Annotated in this window: 18 protein-coding genes; 3 read left to right on the top strand and 15 right to left on the bottom strand. The window is 71.1% G+C overall.

Annotated elements, in window-relative coordinates:
• Nucleotides 1-107 precede the first annotated feature (107 nt).
• Nucleotides 108-1,433 (bottom strand): PhoH family protein, encoded by a 1,326-nt coding sequence (locus ACZ4VK_RS17340; protein WP_468353047.1) that lies wholly within the window; start codon nt 1,431-1,433, stop codon nt 108-110.
• 307 nt (nt 1,434-1,740) lie between these two features.
• The gene (locus ACZ4VK_RS17335) at nt 1,741-2,502 is read right to left on the bottom strand and encodes an isoprenyl transferase (RefSeq protein ID WP_468353045.1); all 762 of its coding nucleotides are present in this window, start codon (nt 2,500-2,502) and stop codon (nt 1,741-1,743) included.
• A gap of 127 nt (nt 2,503-2,629) precedes the next feature.
• Here ACZ4VK_RS17335 and mgrA point away from each other — a divergent pair, with 127 nt between their 5' ends.
• Nucleotides 2,630-3,667, top strand: coding sequence for an L-glyceraldehyde 3-phosphate reductase (gene mgrA, locus ACZ4VK_RS17330; protein WP_468353043.1), 1,038 nt, complete (start codon nt 2,630-2,632; stop codon nt 3,665-3,667).
• A 298-nt stretch (nt 3,668-3,965) separates the two neighbouring features.
• Here mgrA and ACZ4VK_RS17325 read toward each other — a convergent pair whose 3' ends face one another.
• Nucleotides 3,966-4,703: a prepilin peptidase gene (locus tag ACZ4VK_RS17325; RefSeq protein ID WP_468353041.1), complete on the bottom strand. Its 738-nt coding sequence runs from the start codon at nt 4,701-4,703 to the stop codon at nt 3,966-3,968.
• Between the two features lie 40 nt (nt 4,704-4,743).
• Between ACZ4VK_RS17325 and ACZ4VK_RS17320 the strand changes: the two genes are divergently transcribed.
• The gene (locus tag ACZ4VK_RS17320) at nt 4,744-5,115 is read left to right on the top strand and encodes a DUF192 domain-containing protein (protein ID WP_468353039.1); all 372 of its coding nucleotides are present in this window, start codon (nt 4,744-4,746) and stop codon (nt 5,113-5,115) included.
• On the opposite strand, the gene ACZ4VK_RS17315 is transcribed toward ACZ4VK_RS17320, so the two are convergent.
• Complete coding sequence (locus ACZ4VK_RS17315; RefSeq protein ID WP_468353037.1) at nt 5,087-6,190, bottom strand: hypothetical protein; 1,104 nt, start codon at nt 6,188-6,190, stop codon at nt 5,087-5,089. The genes ACZ4VK_RS17320 and ACZ4VK_RS17315 overlap by 29 nt on opposite strands.
• Before the next feature lie 31 nt (nt 6,191-6,221).
• Complete coding sequence (locus ACZ4VK_RS17310; protein WP_468353036.1) at nt 6,222-6,686, bottom strand: hypothetical protein; 465 nt, start codon at nt 6,684-6,686, stop codon at nt 6,222-6,224.
• Nucleotides 6,687-6,807: 121 nt separating this feature from the next.
• On the opposite strand from ACZ4VK_RS17310, the gene ACZ4VK_RS17305 reads away from it, so the two are divergent.
• Nucleotides 6,808-7,743 carry a hypothetical protein gene (locus tag ACZ4VK_RS17305; RefSeq protein ID WP_468353034.1) on the top strand — a complete coding sequence of 312 codons (936 nt, stop codon included), beginning with the start codon at nt 6,808-6,810 and terminating at the stop codon, nt 7,741-7,743.
• On the opposite strand, the gene ACZ4VK_RS17300 is transcribed toward ACZ4VK_RS17305, so the two are convergent.
• From ACZ4VK_RS17300 to ACZ4VK_RS17255, 10 genes are all read right to left on the bottom strand, one after another.
• On the bottom strand, nt 7,740-8,354 hold the full coding sequence (locus tag ACZ4VK_RS17300; protein WP_468353032.1) for an OmpA family protein: 615 nt from the start codon (nt 8,352-8,354) through the stop codon (nt 7,740-7,742). The genes ACZ4VK_RS17305 and ACZ4VK_RS17300 overlap by 4 nt on opposite strands.
• 9 nt (nt 8,355-8,363) lie before the next feature.
• Nucleotides 8,364-8,945, bottom strand: a complete 582-nt coding sequence (locus ACZ4VK_RS17295; protein WP_468353030.1) for a hypothetical protein — start codon at nt 8,943-8,945, stop codon at nt 8,364-8,366.
• 28 nt (nt 8,946-8,973) lie between these two features.
• Nucleotides 8,974-9,540, bottom strand: a complete 567-nt coding sequence (locus ACZ4VK_RS17290) for a pilus assembly protein TadG-related protein (RefSeq protein ID WP_468353028.1) — start codon at nt 9,538-9,540, stop codon at nt 8,974-8,976.
• A 56-nt stretch (nt 9,541-9,596) separates the two neighbouring features.
• Nucleotides 9,597-9,815, bottom strand: a complete 219-nt coding sequence (locus ACZ4VK_RS17285; RefSeq protein ID WP_468353026.1) for a Flp family type IVb pilin — start codon at nt 9,813-9,815, stop codon at nt 9,597-9,599.
• Between the two features lie 235 nt (nt 9,816-10,050).
• The gene (locus ACZ4VK_RS17280) at nt 10,051-10,938 is read right to left on the bottom strand and encodes a DUF5936 domain-containing protein (protein WP_468353024.1); all 888 of its coding nucleotides are present in this window, start codon (nt 10,936-10,938) and stop codon (nt 10,051-10,053) included.
• 12 nt (nt 10,939-10,950) lie between these two features.
• The gene (locus ACZ4VK_RS17275) at nt 10,951-11,892 is read right to left on the bottom strand and encodes a type II secretion system F family protein (RefSeq protein WP_468353022.1); all 942 of its coding nucleotides are present in this window, start codon (nt 11,890-11,892) and stop codon (nt 10,951-10,953) included.
• A 40-nt stretch (nt 11,893-11,932) separates the two neighbouring features.
• Nucleotides 11,933-13,279 carry a CpaF family protein gene (locus ACZ4VK_RS17270; RefSeq protein ID WP_468353020.1) on the bottom strand — a complete coding sequence of 449 codons (1,347 nt, stop codon included), beginning with the start codon at nt 13,277-13,279 and terminating at the stop codon, nt 11,933-11,935.
• Nucleotides 13,276-13,668 (bottom strand): TadE/TadG family type IV pilus assembly protein, encoded by a 393-nt coding sequence (locus ACZ4VK_RS17265; RefSeq protein ID WP_468353018.1) that lies wholly within the window; start codon nt 13,666-13,668, stop codon nt 13,276-13,278. The genes ACZ4VK_RS17270 and ACZ4VK_RS17265 overlap by 4 nt, the downstream gene beginning before the upstream one ends.
• Complete coding sequence (locus tag ACZ4VK_RS17260) at nt 13,665-14,030, bottom strand: TadE/TadG family type IV pilus assembly protein (protein ID WP_468353016.1); 366 nt, start codon at nt 14,028-14,030, stop codon at nt 13,665-13,667. The genes ACZ4VK_RS17265 and ACZ4VK_RS17260 overlap by 4 nt, the downstream gene beginning before the upstream one ends.
• A 3-nt stretch (nt 14,031-14,033) precedes the next feature.
• Nucleotides 14,034-15,296, bottom strand: coding sequence for an AAA family ATPase (locus ACZ4VK_RS17255; protein ID WP_468353014.1), 1,263 nt, complete (start codon nt 15,294-15,296; stop codon nt 14,034-14,036).
• Nucleotides 15,297-15,298: the final 2 nt, after the last annotated feature.

Here is a 15,298-nt window from a genome sequence, read left to right as displayed (position 1 = left end):
AGGTGTTTCGGTCGATACGGCGGACAGCGCGGCGCCGCCCGGCTAAGCTCCTGCGCTCTGCCGGGCGGCGCCAACTTCCGTACGGGTGCGGATCCGTACGAAACGGGTCAGGACACGCTGTCCTCCAGCATCTCCGTCACGAGCGCGGCGATCGGGGAGCGCTCGGAGCGGGTGAGCGTGACATGGGCGAAGAGCGGATGCCCCTTCAGTTTCTCGACCACGGCGACGACTCCGTCGTACCGGCCGACCCGGAGGTTGTCCCGCTGGGCGACGTCATGGGTCAGCACCACCCGCGAATTCGCCCCGATACGGGACAGAACGGTCAACAGGACGTTCCGCTCCAGGGACTGGGCCTCGTCCACGATGACGAACGCGTCGTGGAGCGAGCGCCCGCGGATGTGGGTCAGCGGCAGGACCTCCAGCATCCCGCGGCCGAGCACCTCCTCGATCACCTCGCGGCTCGCGACCGAGGACAGCGTGTCGAAGACCGCCTGGGCCCACGGGCTCATCTTCTCGGACTCGCTGCCCGGCAGGTAGCCGAGCTCCTGGCCGCCGACCGCGTACAGCGGACGGAAGACCATCACCTTCTGGTGCTGACGGCGCTCCAGGACCGCCTCGAGGCCCGCGCAGAGCGCGAGCGCGGACTTGCCCGTGCCGGCCCGGCCGCCCATCGAGATGATGCCGACGTCCGGGTCGAGGAGCAGATCGAGCGCGATCCGCTGCTCGGCGCTGCGGCCGCGGAGCCCGAAGGCGTCCCGGTCGCCGCGGACAAGCCGTACGTTCCCCTCGGCGGTGATCCGGCCGAGCGCCTTGCCCCGCTCGGACTGGAGCACCAGGCCCGTGTGGACCGGAAGCTCGGCGGCCTCCGGCACGTACAGCGACTCCTGGTCGTAGAGCAGGTCCACCTGCTCCCCGGAGAGCGCCAGATCGGACATCCCGGTCCAGCCGTTGGCGTCCGTGATGGCCAGCTCGGCCCGGTACTCCTCGGCGAGGAGCCCGACCGATGAGGCCTTGATGCGCAGCGGCAGGTCCTTGGAGACGACCGTGACGTCGTACCCCTCCGCCTGGAGGTTCCGCGCGACCGCGAGGATCCGTGAGTCGTTGTCCCCCAACCTGTAGCCGGCGGGCAGTACACCGGGGTCGGAATGGTTGAGTTCGACACGCAGGCTGCCGCCCAGGTCCCCGATGGGGAGCGGGGCGTCCAGACGCCCGTACCGCACCCGGAAGTCGTCCAGGAGGCGCAGGGCCTGCCGGGCGAAGTAACCGAGTTCGGGATGGTGCCGCTTGGCTTCGAGCTCCGTCACCACGACGATCGGGAGCACGACCTCGTGCTCCTCGAAACGGGACACGGCGTTGGGGTCGGCCAGCAGGACGCTGGTGTCGAGAACATAGGTGCGCCGGTCGGAAAGGCGGCGCTTCGTGCTGGTCACCACGGAAGGACAGACCCCCTCGGAAGACCCCTGTGAGGTCGGGGTGCGACGGAACCGGTGTCGCTGCGGAATGGGACCGGGCTCAGGCCGCGATGCGCGGGCCGAACCACGGCCCTCCGCTTCTCCCGTACGTGTCCCGCACGGTCGTCCTGGTGCAAGGGGCCTCCCGGGTGGCGGTCTCCGTGCCGCTCACTTCACCAGGGATATGCCCTCGATCAGGCCTTGCCATGCCAGGGCATATGACGACGTGTTCATGAACACGAGGTGATCGGTTCCGACCGGGACGTGGGCGCTCCGAGGGCGCCCGGTCTCAGGTGCCGTAACGCCGGTGCCTGGCCGCGTAGTCACGCAGCGCCCGCAGGAAGTCGACCTTGCGGAAGGCCGGCCAGTGAACCTCGCAGAAGTAGTACTCCGAGTGGGCGCTCTGCCACAGCATGAAGCCGGAGAGACGCTGCTCGCCGCTGGTGCGGATCACGAGGTCCGGATCGGGCTGACCGCGCGTGTACAGGTGCTCCGAGATGTGCTCGACGTCGACGATCTCGGCGAGCTCCTCGAAGCTCGTCCCCCGGTCCGCGTGCTCCAGGAGCAGCGACCGGACCGCGTCCGCGATCTCCTGCCGGCCGCCGTAACCCACCGCCACGTTCACGAGTATCCCCGTGTTGGCGTGGGTGGCCTGCTCGGCCTCCTTCAGCACCGACTGCGTACGGGAGGGCAGCAGGTCCATCGTGCCGACGTGGTTGACCCGCCAGCGGCCGTCGGACGCGAGGGCCCGCACGGCGTTCTCGATGATGCCGAGCAGCGGCACCAGCTGCTCCTCGGGCCGGTTCAGGTTGTCCGTGGAGAGCATCCAGAGCGTGACGACCTCGACGTCGGTCTCGGCGCACCAGCCGAGGAGCTCCTGGATCTTGTCCGCGCCGGCCTTGTGTCCCTGCTCGGGGGTTCCGCCGGACGCCTTGGCCCAGCGGCGGTTCCCGTCGAGGATCACCCCGATGTGCTTGGGCACCTGGGCGTGGTCGAGGCGGCCTTCCACCCGGCGTGCGTAGAGCCCGTACACCAGGTCGCGCAGGTTCACCGTTCTTTACCCCTCTGTGCAGCGGCGGTCCGCCATGCAGCGGCGGTCCGCAAGCCGCCACACTACTGCGCACGGGCGACAGGCTCCCAGCCCGGGACTGTCACAAGTACGTGATAAGCAGAGATACGTGACTGATTCCCCCGTGTACCGCGCCTCCGCCGACCGCTACGACACCATGGAGTACCGCCGCTCGGGCCGCAGCGGCCTCAAGCTCCCCGCGGTCTCGCTCGGCCTCTGGCACAACTTCGGCGACGACCGCGCGCTCGCCACCCAGCGGGCCATCCTGCGCCGCGCCTTCGACCTGGGCGTGACCCACTTCGACCTGGCGAACAACTACGGGCCGCCGCCCGGCTCCGCCGAGCTGAACTTCGGCAAGCTCTTCGCCCAGGACTTCGCGCCGTACCGGGACGAGCTGATCATCTCCACGAAGGCCGGATACGAGATGCACCCCGGCCCGTACGGCGAGTGGGGCTCCCGCAAGTACCTGCTGTCCTCGCTCGACGCGTCCCTGAAGCGGATGGGCCTCGATCACGTCGACATCTTCTACTCGCACCGCTTCGACCCGCACACCCCCCTGGAGGAGACGATGGGGGCGCTGGCCTCCGCCGTCCACCAGGGCAAGGCGCTGTACGTCGGTGTCTCCTCGTACACCAGCGAGCAGACCGCCGAGGCCGCGCGGATCCTGCGCGCGATGGGCGTCCCCGCGCTCATCCACCAGCCCTCGTACTCGATGATCAACCGCTGGACCGAGGAGGACGGCCTCCTCGACACCCTCGAAGAAGCCGGGATGGGCTGCATCTCCTTCGTGCCGCTCGCGCAGGGACTGCTCACCAACAAGTACCTGAAGGGCATCCCGGAGGGCTCGCGGGCCACCCAGGGCAAGTCCCTCGACCCGAACCTGCTCTCCGACGAGGTGCTGCGGCGTCTGCACGGCCTCGCGGACATCGCGGAGCGGCGCGGGCAGTCCCTGGCGCAGCTGGCGCTTTCGTGGGTCCTGCGCGACGAGCGGATGACCTCGGCCCTGATCGGCGCGTCCAGCGTCGCCCAGCTGGAGGAGAACGTGGCGGCGCTCGCCGGTCCGCCGCTGAGCGCCGAGGAGCTGGTGGAGATCGACTCGTTCGCCGTGGACACCCGGGGCACGAACATCTGGGCCGGCCGGGGCTGAGACGCCACCGGCGGGCCGCGCGGGCGGCCCAATGAAGAAAAAACGGGCCGGTCCGTGGGGGGGATACGGACCGGCCCGAGGGGGGGTTTCCACCATAACCCTTCGATAGTCGTCCTGCGCGCCACGTACGCCGTACGAACCTTGCGGAATTCCCCGGATCGCAGTCGGGACAAGGGCTGCGAGGCCTGTGGCGGGTTTGCGCCCCGGCGTGGCGGCGGAGTTCCGTCCCTCCCACGGGGGACCGAAGGGGCGGGGCACGACGTTGACGTGAAGACCCCGGGGAGACCCCGGGGAAGCCTCAGGGAAGCGCGGTGAACGCGCCGAGGAGCAGCCCCAGGAAACCGCCCCCGAGCATGAAGGGGCCGAAGGGGATCGTCGAGGAGCGCCCGGCCCGCCGCAGCAGGACGAGACCGAGGCCGTACACCGCGCCGAGCAGGAAACCCGCGAACGCGCCGGCGAAGAGGACACCCCAGCCGTACCAGCCGAGCGCGGCGCCGAGCGACAGCGCCAGCTTGACGTCGCCGAAGCCGAGACCGCTCGGGTTGATCCAGAACAGCACCAGATAGGCGCCGCCGAGCGCGAGCGCGCCCAGCAGCGCGTGGAGCCAGGAACCCGCGTCGTACGGGAGGAGCTCGGCGGCACCGAGGAGCACCGGGACGGCGGCGGCGAGCGGCAGGGTCACCACGTCCGGAAGCCGGTGCACGCGCGCGTCGACACCGGCGAGGAGCACGGCGAAGGGCGCGACGAGCAGCCAGACCGCCAGCTCGGGCCGGGGCCCACCGGTGGCGGCGGCGAGCGCGGCACAGACGAGGGCGGTGATCAGCGGCGCGGCGCTCGGGGCGGAGGACGTGGCACAGTCCTGACGGCCGGGCCCGCCGAGCCAGCCCCCGGCGGGCCCCACGAGGACGTGCCCGGCGGGGCAGCGGTCCCGCCACGGCTCCTCGGCCGCCACGGCGAGCCGGTACGCGGCCCGCGGCACGAGCAGGCCGACGACGGCGCCCCAGAGGGCGGCGAGGGCGATCAGCGTGACGTACACGGACCAGACCCTAGGGTCTGGGGCGGCTACGGTCTGGCGCATGGGGAAATGGAAGGACGGGCGGGGAACGCTGACGGCTTCGGGGGCGGCGGTGCCGCTGGAGGTCGCGGCCTCGTACCGGGCCCGGCGGCGGGGGCTGCTCGGGCGGGACGGGATCGAGGGGGCGCTGCTCATCGTCCGGACGAACAGCGTCCACACCTTCGGCATGCGGTTCGCGATCGACGTCGCCTATCTGGACCGCTCGTCCACGGTCCTCTCCGTCGTCACGATGCGGCCGGGGCGGCTCGGCATGATCCGGCCGCGCGGCCGGCACGTCCTGGAGGCGGAGGCGGGCGCGATGGCGGGGTGGGGGCTGCGGCCGGGCGTACGGGTCTCCCTGCAGGTCACGGAGGACCCGAGCCGAGCAGGGTGAAGGCCCCGTACACGGCGGAGGCAAGCGCCAGCCCGACGAGGACCGGCACGGCGGTACGGGTCCGCAGCCGCGCGAGGGCGACGGCGGGCGGGAGCAGGAGCCCGAACGCCGGCATCATCAGACGCGGCCGTGAGCCGAAGTACGCGGCGCCGACGAGCGAGACGAACACGACACCGATCGTGTAGACGAGCAGGGGCAGCGGCTGCCCCTGCCGTACGCACAGGGCGAGCAGCCATCCGAGCAGCCCGAGCGCCGCGCACAGACCGAGCGCCGCGGGCCACGGCAGACCGGCGATGAACCCGGCGAGGGCGACACCGCCGTCGATGGAGTTGCCCCAGGCGGCCTGGACCTCGAAGTAGGCGGCGGGGCTTCCCTCACGGACACCGACGTACACGATGTACCCGAGCCAGCCGAGCGGGGCGATCAGGACCCCGAGCACCGTCCGCAGAGGCAGCCGCCGGTCCCGTACGAGCAGGACGAGGGCCGTGATCCCGAGGGCGGCGATCAGCGCGGCGGCCGTCGGCCGGGTGAGCCCGGCGGCCGCGCACAGGACGCCGGCCAGGATCCACCGCCCGCGCAGGACCGCGTACAGCGACCAGGCGGCGAGGGCGGTGAACAGCGTCTCCGTGTACGCCATCGACTGGACGAACGCGGTCGGGTACACGCCCCAGAGGACGGCGAGCACGACCCCGACGGCGGGCCGGAAGACATGGGCGCCGCACCGGTGGATGCCCCAGGCCGCGGCGAGCCCGGCGGTCCAGGAGATCAGCAGCCCGGCGGTGGTCGCGTCCCCGGGGAGGACGGCCGAGACGCCGCGCTCAAGGGCCGGGAAGAGGGGGAAGAAGGCGAGGTCGGAATGGACGTCGCCGTTGGGCAGTGTGGTCTCGTACCCGTAACCGTTCTCGGCGATCCGCACGTACCAGACGGAGTCCCAGCGCCCCTTGAGCCGGTGCAGCCCGTCCTCACCGGTCACCGCGGCGGCGATCGCGAGGACCGCGAGACCGATGAGACGGGTGACGGCGTACCCGCCGACGGCGAGAACGGCGGGATTCAGGGCGCGGGGGGACGGGGGCATGCGCCCGATTATCCCGAGGCCCCCGGAACGGTCAGCCGAGGGGCCTTATGCGGACGAACCTCGCGGCCATGACGGGACCGAGCTGATGGACGAGGGCGTGCCCGGGCTCCTGCGGGGAGGGCAGATCACCGAGGAACGACGTCACGATCACCTCGTCGACACCGAGGACCCCGCGGCAGCTCTGCTCCTCCAGGAAGGCGAGGGTACGGCGCCAGTCGGGCGCGTCCGGAGCCTCGCCGAGGAAGGAACGGACGGTGTCCTGCACGACGTCCCAGAAGAAGACGTGCGGCAGGACACCACCCTGATGGACCACATGGTTCTCGTACGCGCCCCGGAACTCGGGGATACGGGCGACGAGATCACTGACCAGCCGAACGCCGGGCGTCTCGCCCACGGCCTCGCTCGGCGTCCCGTTCAACGTCGTCGCCCTCAGGGTCCCGCTCGGCGTCGTCGCCCTCAGCATCCCGCCCGGCGTCTCGCGCGGAGTCGTCGTCATCTGTCCAGAATGCTCCTGCCCGGCGCATCTGTCCCCCGGCTTTGCGCTTTCCTGACGACGGCTTTCGACAGGTTTTCCACAGGGGGTGCGAAGTGTCGCTCTTCCGTGGATCGTTGGGCGTATGTACGAGTTGGCGATCCTCGCCAGGGGCGGGGTCCTTCTGACGGTCTGGGCGGTCGCGGCGGGCTGGTCCACGGGCCGCCTTGCCGGCCGCCTGCGCCGCGACGGCTGGCAGTGGATCTGCCGGGGCGCGTGGGCGGCCCCCGGGAAGGAGGTGGACTGGCGGGTGAGGGCGACGGCGCTCCAGTTCCTGCGCCCGGAGCTGGTGTGCAGCCACGGCACGGCAGCGGCACTGCACCGCATCGAACGGCTGGGAGCGGCGGAACGGGTGGCCGACCTACTCGAGTTCACCGCGCCTCGACCGGCCCGCTCCTCCCGCGGCGACCGGATACGGGTGCACACCACGGCCCGTCTGACCGACCGCGACAGCACGACCCGGCGCGGACTGCGGACGACGACCCCGGCACGGACGGTCGGAGACCTCATACGCCGCTGCGGCAGCCGCGAGGAAGCGGTCGTGACGGCCGACTCGGCGCTCGCGCGCCGGATAGTCGGAGGCGTGCGACGGGAGCCACTCGTCCGGTACGAGGAACTCGCCGCCGAACTCGCCCCGCCCCGGCGGGGGGCGGCCCGCGCCCGGACCTGGCTGCGGCTGGCCGAACCGGCGTCGGGCTCCCCTGCGGAGTCGGTCGCCCGGCTCCGGATGCGGGACGCCGGACTCTTCCCGGAGTCACAGCCGACGCTCCGCACGGCGGACGGACGACTGCTCCTCCGCCCCGACTTCCTCTTCCGGGCGGAGGGCCTCGCGGTCGAGGTCGAGGGCTACGCCTTCCACGGCACCCGCCGCGCCCACGAACGGGACGTCGCCCGCTTCAACGCGCTGCAGTCCTGCCCGGAGGTACGCCGGGTGCTGCGGTTCACGGCAGGAGAGGTCTTCCGCCACCCGGACCGCATGACGTCCACGATCCGGGCGGCGCTCGCCTCGCTGTCGGGCTAGGGCCCGGGGGTCGTACGGGGGAAGGAGATCTCGACGCGCCGGTTCTTCTTCCGGCCCTCTTCGGTGCGGTTGTCGGCGATCGGGTAGTCCTCGCTGTACCCGCGGATGTCGAAGGCCGTCCCCGGGTCGAGACTCCGCGCGAGCACCAGCTGCACGGCGACGGCCCGCTGCTTCGACAGCTTGAGCCCGTGCTCGTACGTCCCGAGGTTGTCGGTGAACCCGAAGACCCGGACACGACCGGACCCCAGCTTGTTGATCTCGGCGGCGATAGCGGCGATACGGGAGCTGGCGGCGGGGCTCAGCTTGGCACTGTTCTTCGGGAACAGGACCTCGGCCTGAAGGGCGAACGTCACGTCCACGTTGGTGTCCTGCCGGCGCTCCGCACCGCCCTCCTCCTCGACGATCTGCTTGATGTCGAGCACCTTGGCGGGCGCGAGGACGGCCCCGTCGGGAAGCATCAGGCCGGGGGCAGTGGGGTCGATGACGGGCGGAGGGGAGGAGCTGGCCGCCGACCCGGGCGGATCATCGGCGTGGGCCGTGGGCACGGCGAGGGGCCCCAGCGCGATAGAGGCGAGGGCGAGGGCGGCGATGCGGCGGTAGGTCGTCGTCATGGCGTCGCCTCAGGAGAGCTTGAGGGTGGCGGGTTCGAAGGTGGGGAGCTGGAAGGAGACTTCGGTGGTGGAGGCGGGGGGTGCGGGGAATTGCATGAAGACGGCGGTGGACTTGCCGGGGCCGAGGCTGTTGAGGCCGATAGTGGTGAGGGGCCTCCCCTCCGTGTCCCGCAGCACGTAGTACCGCTTCTTTCCAAGGGAATCGACAAGTGTGGCGCCACCCAACGAGGTCCCGTGCTTGACCACCTCGGTCTCGTCCCCGCTTGTCTGCGCGGGAATGGCGCTCACAGTCTCCGAGGCATTCTTCAAACGCCCCTTGACGGTGAGAAATCCACCCGCGTCTCGCTCCGCCGAATGAATCGTGAACTCCAAGCCCTTCTGCCCCTTCAAAGCCGCCAGTGCCTCCTCGGGCTCCTCAGCCGACTGTGAATCTTGCGTGCTCTCCCCCTTTGAAGGAGCAATGGTTGTCGCAGCTGGCTTGTCGGCCTTCGGCTTCTCCTCCGCACCGCAGCCAGCCACAAGGAGTGCCACCGATGCCACGGCGACGAGGGCCACCGCCCCCCGGCGATTCCATGCGTACCGCACGCTCATGTACCGCTCTTCCTTTGCTCGTCGCAGGTCATTCGGACAGTCGGACGGTGAACAGCTCGGCGGCGCTGGGAAGCGTGGGGGCCTCGGGGTCGATGTCCCACGGCTCACCACCGCACGTGAGCCCGAGAATCGGGCCGGGTTCCTCTTCTTCCGGCTCACCTGATGGCGGAGGAGACGGTGGTGAAGTCGACGGCTCCGGAGTGGACTCCTGCTCCACGAACTCGCAACGTGGCTCGATCACCGCCTCGGCGGATGCCTTGGCAGGGTTCTCCTCGCCGCCCGTCGTAAGGACGGTCACCCTGAATCTGTTGCCTTCTGGGTCACAGCCAGGAGCCACCAGTTCTGCCCCGTTGCGGGACGCGAAGTCCGCCGCGCTGTGACACGCAGAGGAGTCGTCGTACGCCTCGCCCTGGAGAAATCCGTCCCACCGGTCCGGATCGAGGATCGCCCCGAGCCATCCGTCGCGCAGCTGCTCCCTGGCGTCTTGTGCAGCCGCAAGGGCCGCCGCATCAGCGGCGGTCTGTGCACCGTTTCGCGTAAGAGCAGCTTGCCCCACGGCAAAGTAGGCGAAGGCGAGAAACAACAGCCCAGCCACAACGGCGATGTAGACGGGAAATGCCTGCCCCTCATCGGCTCCCAGTCGATACGGCTCTACTCGCCGCCGCCGCCAGTGAGCTCGGCAATCTTCTGGCTGATCGCGCTCTTGATTGACTGACCAATATCCGTACCCGTGATCGCCACAACAATCGCCACCACCACCACAATGATCCCCAAGTACTCCACCGCCGTCTGCCCGCGGTCCCCCGGCCTCGTCCAGCGGCTCAGGCCGAGCCTGGCCTTCGTCAAGGCCTTCAGCATCGCGTCGTTCATCGTGGTCCCCTCCGCGTTCAGACGCCTGCGCCCGGGTCATCGGGTGAGCCTGGTGCCCAGCCAGGAAGCTATGACCCCGGCGCGTGTGGGGGCGGCGGTTCGACGGTTGCCGCGGCCTGTCGTGGTCCGGCGCATCACTCCACCTCCCCTCACACTCAGTCCGCACTCTGGCACATCCTGTTGCGCGCGCGAAGGCCTTTCCCGCGAATATGTCACCGGCTGAGACATCGGCCGCTCACTCGCCTGTGACCGCGCCGAAGTCCGTGCCCGTGCCCAGGAAGAGGCCCGCGCCGAGGAGGATCATCGTCGCCGGGACCATCAGGGTCGTGATGACCATCGTCGCCTTGGGAACCGCCTTCGCCGCCTTGCGGCGGGCGTTCTGCGCGTCCGTGCGCCGCATGTCGTTGGCGATCTGGATCAGCGTGTCGACGATCGGCGCGCCGAGCTCCTCGCCCTGCTGGAGGGCGGTGACGAACTGGGCGACCTGTTCGGAGTCGTTGCGGCGGCGGAGTTCGTCGAAGGCCTGGCGGCGGCTGACGCCCATGTCCATCTGGCGGAGCGTGATGCGGAGTTCGTCGGCCCAGGGCCCCTCGTACTTCTCCGCGACGCGTTCGAGGGCCTGGCGGAAGCCGAGGCCGGCCGAGACGACGACGGCCAGGACGTCCAGGAAGTCCGGCAGGGTGCGCTCGATCTGGTCCTTGCGGATCCGGACCGCCGACCAGATGCCGACCTCCGTCCAGAACGCGCCGAAGGCGAACAGGAGAAGCGCGACCAGGAAGGACCCCTTCGAGAGCATCAGCAGGCCGCCGAGGACGCCCAGGAATCCGTAGACCGCCCGCCGCGCCCCGTACCGGTCGATGGTCAGTCCGCCGGGGTTTCCGGCGAGGTCGATGCGGCGGCGGACCGCGTTGACCCTCTTGGGGCCCATCAGGCGCAGCACCGCCGGTGACCAGCGCATGCCCAGGCGGTCGACGGCCGAGTCGACCGCGCCGGTACGGGTCGCGCCGACCTCGAGGGCGAGTTTGAGGTCGTCGGGGAGCCGGGCGTCGGCGCGGTAGAGGCGCAGGCCGTAGGCGGCGCCGGTGACGGCGAGGCCGGCGAGGAGGGCGAGGAGGAGGTCCACGGCGGGCAGTCCCTACACGTCGATCTTCGAGAAGCGGCGGATGGCGACGAAGCCGACCACGTACAGGGCGAAGGCGGCGACGACGGCGAACTGTCCGACGCCCGAGCTGGTCATCCGGTCGAGGGCGCCGGGCTGCATGTTGTCGATGAGGAGGAGCGAGCCGACGCCGATGACGGGGACGGAGTACGCGGTCATGCTCACCTGGGAGAGCTGGGTGCGGACCTCGCGCCGGGTCTCCTTGCGTTCCTCCAGGGTCTCGGTGAGGTTCCGCAGGGAGGAGACGACGGTGCCGCCGGCGCGGTTGGCGAGGACGAGGGTGGTGACGAGGACGACGAGTTCGCGGGAAGGGAGGCGTTCGGCCAGCTCTCCCAGGGCGTCGTCGAGGGAGGTGCCGACGGCCAGCTGTTGCGCCACCTTCTCCAGTTCGTCGCCCGCCGGGGCCTCCAGCTCGTCGGCGGCCAGGCTGAGGGCCATCCGGAGGGCGAGCCCGGCCTGGGTGGCGTTGGCCAGGATGCGGGAGAGTTCGGGGAGCTGGTTGATGAACTTCTCGATGCGCTTCTGTCGCTGCCAGCTGAGGTAGCCCATCGCCACCCACACGCCGAGGAGTCCGCAGATCGGGCCGAAGAACGGGGACAGCGCGGCCTGTCCGACGGTCCACAGGACGATGACGGTCGCGGCGAGGGCGACGGTGAACTCGCCGGGGGTGATGTCGAGGCCGGTGGCCGCGATCCGCAGTTCCAGTCTCCGGCCGAGGGCGGTCCTGCGGACGCGCCGGTCGAGGCCCCGGAAGCGGCGTCTGCGGCGGCCCGGGGTCTCGGGCTCGCCGGACTCGTCGAGCCGGGCGACGAGCTCCGCGTGCCGGCGGGCGCCGTTCGCGTACACCTGCACGCCGAGGACGCCGAGGACGCAGGCGAGCAGGGTCACGCCCGTGGTCAGCCAGAAGGGGTCGGTCATCGCTCCGCCTCTCGGGTGGCGAGATGGACGCCGGTCATCGTCATTCCGCCTCTCGGGTGGCCAGGTGGGCGTCGGTCGGGGCCACGCCGAAGGCCTGCGGGATCGGCTGTCCGGCGAGGTAGAGGCGTTCTGCGACCCGCCGGGGCAGCGGGTGGTACGTGAACTCCCCGTACACCCGTCCGTCGGGGGCGAGCGGCTGTGCCTGGAAGCGGCAGACCGTCGCGAGCAGGAACCGTTCGCGCCCGTGGGAGGCGAGGACGGAGATCTCGGTGATGCGGCGGGTGCCGTCGGGGTGCCGGGTGAGCTGGACGAGGACGTCGACCGCGCTGTTGATCTGGTCGCGGAGCGCCTCGAACGGCACCTTCACCTCCGACATGGAGGCGAGGGTCTGGAGACGCATGAGGGCGTCCTCGGCGGAGTTGGCGTGGACGGTGGCGAGCGAGCCGTCGTGGCCGGTCGACATGGCCTGGAGCATGTCGAGGGTCTCGCCCCCGCGGACCTCTCCGACGATGATCCGGTCGGGGCGCATGCGGAGGGAGTTGCGGACGAGGTCGCGGATGGAGATGGCGCCTCGGCCCTCGATGTTCGGAGGCCGGGCCTCCAGGCGGATCACGTGGGACTGCTGGAGCTGGAGTTCGGCCGAGTCCTCGATGGTGATGATCCGCTCGCCGTCCGGGACGAGCCCGGACAGGGCGTTGAGGAGGGTGGTCTTCCCGGTGCCGGTCGCGCCGGAGACGATCAGGTTGAACTTGGCCTGCACGAGCCCGGACAGCAGGAGCAGCATCTGTTCGTCGAGGGAGCCGAGGCCGAGCATCTCGTGGAGCGTGTACGCGCGGGGGAAGCGGCGGATGGTGAGCGTCGCCCCGGTGAGGGACAGCGGCGGGATGATGACGTTGACGCGCTCGCCGGACGGGAGCCGGGCGTCGACCATCGGGTTCGACTCGTCGACGCGCCGGTTGACGGTGGAGACGATCCGCTCGATGGTCTGCATCAGCTGGTCGTGGGAGGCGAAGCGCAGCGGGAGGAGTTCCACGCGGCCGTTGCGCTCGATGAAGATCTGGTCGGGGCCGTTGACCATGATCTCGGTGATGGAGGCGTCTTCGAGGAGCGGTTCGAGTACGCCGAGACCCAGGGCCTCGTCGACGACGCGGCGGATCAGCTGGGAGCGCTCGGCCGTGGAGAGGACGGGGCCCTCGCGGCTGATGATGTGGCCGAGGACGCGTTCGAGGCGGGCCCGCCGTTCGGCGGCCGCCAGGGCGGACATCTCGGTGAGGTCGATCTCCTCCAGGAGCTTGGCGCGGAAGGAGGCGACGAGATGGCTGTCCTCCCTGGCCGCGGCACCGCCGCCGTGCTCCTCGGGGGAGTTGATCCGGGCGCGCAGGCTCATGGCCCCTCCTCCTGCTCCGGTGACATCGGCATGGTGGCGGCCTTCCGGACGGACCCGAAGCCGTCCCAGAGGGGGACGACGGAGGGGATCTCAACCGTGACGGTGACGACGGCCGCGTCGCCCTCCTCGTAGTACGTGACGGAAGGGTTGATCCAGCCGCTCACCGCAGCGTCGGCGGCGGCCTGTGGGCTGGGCGCGTTCTCGTCCTCGTCCATGCTCGCGGCCCTCGCCGCCGCGCGGGCCGCCGTGCCCGCCTGCTGGGCGGCGTACGCGGCGACGCCGAGCTGGAACCCCGCGAGGCCGACGAGCAGCAGGATCGGCAGGAACCCCAGGTACTCGATGGCGGCCTGGCCCCGGTCGCGGGTTCTCGTGCGCGCTTGTTCACTCATGGGATGGGCACCTCCGACATCGCGCCCGCCTTGCCCTCCACGTCGAAGATCCCGCCCACGCCCGGCACCAGGACGGGGACCCGGATGGTCACGACTGCGGTCACCATGGGGTCACCCGGGGGACAGGTCACCTGGGCCCCGTCCGCCCAGGCGCCGTCGAGGTGCCGTCTCGCGGCCTCGCCGTAGTCGTCCCCGACCGCGCACGCGCGGACCGCCTCGTCCGCCGCGTTCCCCGCGAGCGTGTACGTGTACCCGACCAGGACGACCTGCCAGAGCAGGACGAGGGTGAGCAGGATGACCGGCACCATGCCGAGGAACTCGACCGCCACCTGTCCCCTGTCGTCGTCCCGGTGGGTACGCATCGCTCAGCGTCCTCCGGTGCGGCGCCGCAGCCCGAGGGAGCCGCGGTCGCCGGCGCGGGCGAGCTGCTTGCCGGGCTGTCCCGTCGCCGGAGCCGCCGCCCGGACCAGGCCCAGTTCGCCCGCGAGGGTCCACAGGGCCTGCTTGACCGTCGACTTGGCGTCGAGTTCGTGCAGCCGGCCGGCGTCGACGACGGCCTGGAGTTCCTTGAAGTGGGCGGGGACGGCGACGCCCGCGATGCGGGTGCCGGTGATCTTCTGGACGAGGGGTGGCTGGATCTCGCTGGAGCGGTGGTGGCGGTTGACGAGGGTGACGGTCTCCTCGGCCTTGCGGACCTGGAGCCGCTCCCACATGCGTACCGTCCGCTTGGCGGCCCGGACGGCCACCACGTCCGGGGTGGCGACGAGGAGAGCGGTGTCGGCCATCTCGATGGCGGCGGCGTTGGCGCTGGTGAGCTGGGAGCCGCAGTCGATGACGACGACCTCGTGCCGGCCGCGCAGGGCGCTGACGATCTGGCGGGTGGCGCGGTCGGTGACCTCTTCGCCGCGTTCGCCCTCGGCGGGGGCGAGGAGGAGGGCGAGGCCGGTCTCGTGGACGTAGACGGCGTCCTGGAGGACGCGGGGCGAGATGTCGGCGATGGAGGCGAGGTCGGCGACGGAGCGCCGGAACTGGACGTCCAGGTAGGAGGCGATGTCGCCGTTCTGGAGGTCCATGTCGACGAGGGCGACGGTCCGTCCGGAGGCGCGGGCCGCGAGGGCGAGGTGGACGGCGGTGACGGTGGTGCCGACACCGCCCTTGGCGCCGCTGACGGTGACGACGGTGCCGCCGGGTCCTGTGATCTGGTCGGCGCCCCCGCCGAGGTGGCGGCGGACGCCGGCGGACCACTGGGCGGCGGCCTGGACGCGGCTGGCGAGCTCCTCGTAGCCGAGGGGGAGGGTGACGAGGCCGCGTGCGCCGGAGTCCATGGCGGCGGAGAAGAGGACGGGGCTGGCGTCGGCGGTGATGAGGACGACGCCGACGGCGGGGAAGCGGAGGGCGACCTCGCGGACGAGTTCCAGCGCCGGGACGGGGCCGATGCGCTCGTGGACGAGGACGACCTCGGGGAGTTCGTCGAGGGAGGCGGCGGCGAGGCGGGCGAGGGTGTCGACGAGCTGGGTGGAGTCGGTGACGGGCGCGGCGGGTTCGGCGTCGGGGAGCTGGCTGAGCAGGGTGACGACGGACCGGGCCGCGTCGGGGTCCCCGACGGCCGGCAGGATCCTGGTGGTCATAC

The organism is Streptomyces sp. NPDC028711 (assembly GCF_055565415.1).
The sequence above is the reverse complement of the archived record's forward strand: the minus strand, read 5'-3'. Positions and strand labels throughout refer to the sequence as shown.